6 protein-coding genes are annotated in these 2,685 nt (G+C 47.1%); 2 read left to right on the forward strand and 4 right to left on the reverse strand.

Annotated features, from left to right (window positions below; genetic code table 11):
- Positions 1-54: 54 nt before the first annotated feature.
- From KDK19_RS08365 to aroE, 3 genes are all read right to left on the reverse strand, one after another.
- Positions 55-363 (reverse strand): type II toxin-antitoxin system RelE/ParE family toxin, encoded by a 309-nt coding sequence (locus KDK19_RS08365; RefSeq protein ID WP_257281604.1) that lies wholly within the window; start codon positions 361-363, stop codon positions 55-57.
- Complete coding sequence (locus KDK19_RS08370) at positions 363-623, reverse strand: type II toxin-antitoxin system Phd/YefM family antitoxin (protein WP_257254905.1); 261 nt, start codon at positions 621-623, stop codon at positions 363-365. The genes KDK19_RS08365 and KDK19_RS08370 overlap by 1 nt, the downstream gene beginning before the upstream one ends.
- 273 nt (positions 624-896) lie before the next feature.
- Positions 897-1,733 (reverse strand): shikimate dehydrogenase, encoded by an 837-nt coding sequence (aroE, locus tag KDK19_RS08375; RefSeq protein ID WP_257291725.1) that lies wholly within the window; start codon positions 1,731-1,733, stop codon positions 897-899.
- A gap of 182 nt (positions 1,734-1,915) precedes the next feature.
- Here aroE and KDK19_RS08380 point away from each other — a divergent pair, with 182 nt between their 5' ends.
- Entirely contained in the window at positions 1,916-2,146 is a 231-nt protein-coding gene (locus KDK19_RS08380) for a CopG family ribbon-helix-helix protein (RefSeq protein WP_257254903.1), read from the forward strand.
- A 3-nt stretch (positions 2,147-2,149) separates the two neighbouring features.
- A complete protein-coding gene (locus KDK19_RS08385) occupies positions 2,150-2,416 on the forward strand; it encodes a type II toxin-antitoxin system RelE/ParE family toxin (RefSeq protein WP_257291726.1) in 267 nt (88 codons plus the stop codon).
- Positions 2,417-2,427: 11 nt separating this feature from the next.
- On the opposite strand, the gene KDK19_RS08390 is transcribed toward KDK19_RS08385, so the two are convergent.
- Positions 2,428-2,685: coproporphyrinogen III oxidase (locus KDK19_RS08390; protein WP_257291727.1), on the reverse strand; the 258-nt coding region annotated here is incomplete at its 5' end.

The raw sequence follows: 2,685 nt of genomic DNA on the forward strand, positions 1-2,685 counted from the left end.
TTGGTCTAAAAATTCCTGCAATCCTCGCTACGGACGCTTAAGTCCGACAGGCTGCTAGATGATCTCTCGATTGATCAGGTGATTGAGCGGCACCATTCGTCTGTGTAAGACACCAAATACCACCAATACTTCCTCATGCATCATGTAATAGATGACATGGCTCGAATGGGAAAAACTCAACACATTTGATCCGACCTCTGTCCTATGCTTACCAAGGGATGGCGTTTCAGCAAGCAGGTGAATGGTTTGCCGGAGTTCCGATAGGTATTTTCCGGACTGAGCAGTTCCCCATTGTGCTACTGTGTACCGGCGAATTTCGATCAGATCAGATTGTGCATCCGGCGTTAAGCGATAAGCAGCCATCAGTCATGTTGGCCTGCTTCCAGCTCATCAAAGAATGCACCACCATCAGCCAGTTTGCCTGCTTCTATATCAGCTTTGGCCTGATCTGCCCTTAACTTCAACATTTGCAACTTGAGCGTCTCGATGTTTTGGTATTCGTCAGCTGAGATAACCACAGCAACGGGCTTACCATTCTTACTGATCTGAACAGGGCTACGCTGCGCTTTGAGCAACATATCTCCAAAATGGGTTTTGGCTTCATTAGCAGAAAGAGCCTGCATAGTTTTTAGTCTCCATAATATCGTTCGATTCGTTTATTATAATCAAATCAACCTATTTCCGCTAAAATGTAGAATATAAATTTCTGCTTCGTGATTTTCGACGGTTCACCCAAAAGCGCCGTATCACCTACGAAAAACCGTTACCAGGGATACGGCCTGCAAAATTGCTTTTAAGTCGCCTTTTTCTCGAAACGTCTGAGCATAGAGAATTACGAAAAAGCTATTGAAATGTTTTTTTCAGAGGCCGCCCCCCGGGTTTGGCTGCTCAGTCGTTCAGCCTCCAGAGAGTTCATTTCTGAGCATTTCCAGAACAGGAATGGTCTCAGGACGAACACCTCTCCAGATAGCAAATTGCTCTGCGGCCTGTTCTACCAGCATACCCAAACCATCAATCACGGCTCCTGCCCCCTGACCCAAAGCCCATCGATTGAATACCGTATTAGACGCTGAATACATCATGTCATAGCAGCAGGTCGAAGCAGCAATGACTGTTGCCGGAACAGGAGGCAGATCGCCGTGTAAACTGGCGGAAGTACCGTTGATGATGATGTCAAAAGAGCCTTCGAGTTCTGAAAAACCGGAAGCTTTTACGGGTTGCTCAGGAAACAGACCAGCCAGAGTCTCAGCCTTGCTGACAGTCCGATTGGCAATCACCAGTTCCGATGGTTCCTGTGCAAGGATCGGCTCAAGGACACCTCTTACTGCACCACCAGCGCCCAAAACCAGTACCTTCGCTCCTTTGATAGAAACACTGTTGTTGACCGTCAGATCCTGAACCAGACCGAGTCCATCCGTGTTGTCTCCGTTGAGAGTACTTTGTTCATCCATCCAGAGTGTATTGACTGCACCTGCTTTCTCAGCTCTTCCCGTTCGCACGGTTGATAGCTGCCAGGCCTGCTCCTTGAAAGGAACTGTTACACTCAGACCCAGGTAGCCACCATTGTCAAAGAAGCGTTCAACGGCTTCTTCAAAGTCATCAACCGGAACCAGTTGGGCGTTATAACTCAGCTTGTGCCCGACGGACTCCGCAAACATGGCATGAATTCTTGGCGACTTGCTGTGCTCAATGGGGTTCCCCATCACAGCGTAGTGATCAACAGGTATGGCCATTCTTTTTTTCTCGGGGAATGCAGCTAAAAAACTTCCGGTACTCTAGAGGATGTTGGTAGAAAATGGGAGAGATAATTATCCAGCCATACAATATTCTCTGTTGAAAATGGACAGGATGTACCACTTGCGCAATAGTGTCAGGATGCTAACCTGTATATTTTATAGATATACGGATTAATCTTATGGCCATGAAGATAAAGAACGTTCGTTTTGATCAAAATGACCTCGAGCGGCTCGACAAACTCGCCGCTATTCATCAAAAAGATGTTTCGACGCTCATTCGGGAAGTGGTAACGGATTATATGGATGCTGAAGAATGGCAACTCCAGCAGGTTGAAGAGACAATCAGTGCCGTTGAATCAGGCGATATGGAAACCATCTCTCTGGAACAATTCCTGAAAGAGGAGCGTTAGTCAATGCAGGTCAGGTTGTCAGTTGCTGCCAGAAACGACTATCGGAAAATTGCCGCCTATCTTGATGAACACTGTCCAGCCGTCACTGATCGAATTCTGGATACTCTGAAATTTAACCTGGATCGCCTGCAAGATCATCCTATGGCAGGCAATAAGGTGGGACGCTATCGCAAAATACAAGTGGTCGGTACGCCTTACGTGGTTTATTACCTTCTGACAACCAGAGAATTACTGGTTGCCCGTATCTTTCACGAAAAACAAAAGCGGTAGCTCATTAAATATCAGACCCACTCTCTGGGTTTCAGGAATTCACTGTACAGACGGGCCTCTTCTGTCCCATCTTCCGGGTGCCAATTGTAATCCCAGCGCACAACAGGAGGCAAAGACATCAGGATAGACTCAGTGCGCCCACCGGATTGCAGACCAAACAGTGTTCCACGGTCGTATACAAGGTTAAACTCAACATAACGCCCGCGTCGATACTCCTGGAAATAACGGTTCTGTTCCGTGTATTCAGTATCTTTACGCTTCTGAACGAT

Origin of the sequence: Endozoicomonas sp. ONNA1 (assembly GCF_024606325.1) — a bacterium.
Lineage (GTDB): Bacteria > Pseudomonadota > Gammaproteobacteria > Pseudomonadales > Endozoicomonadaceae > Endozoicomonas_A.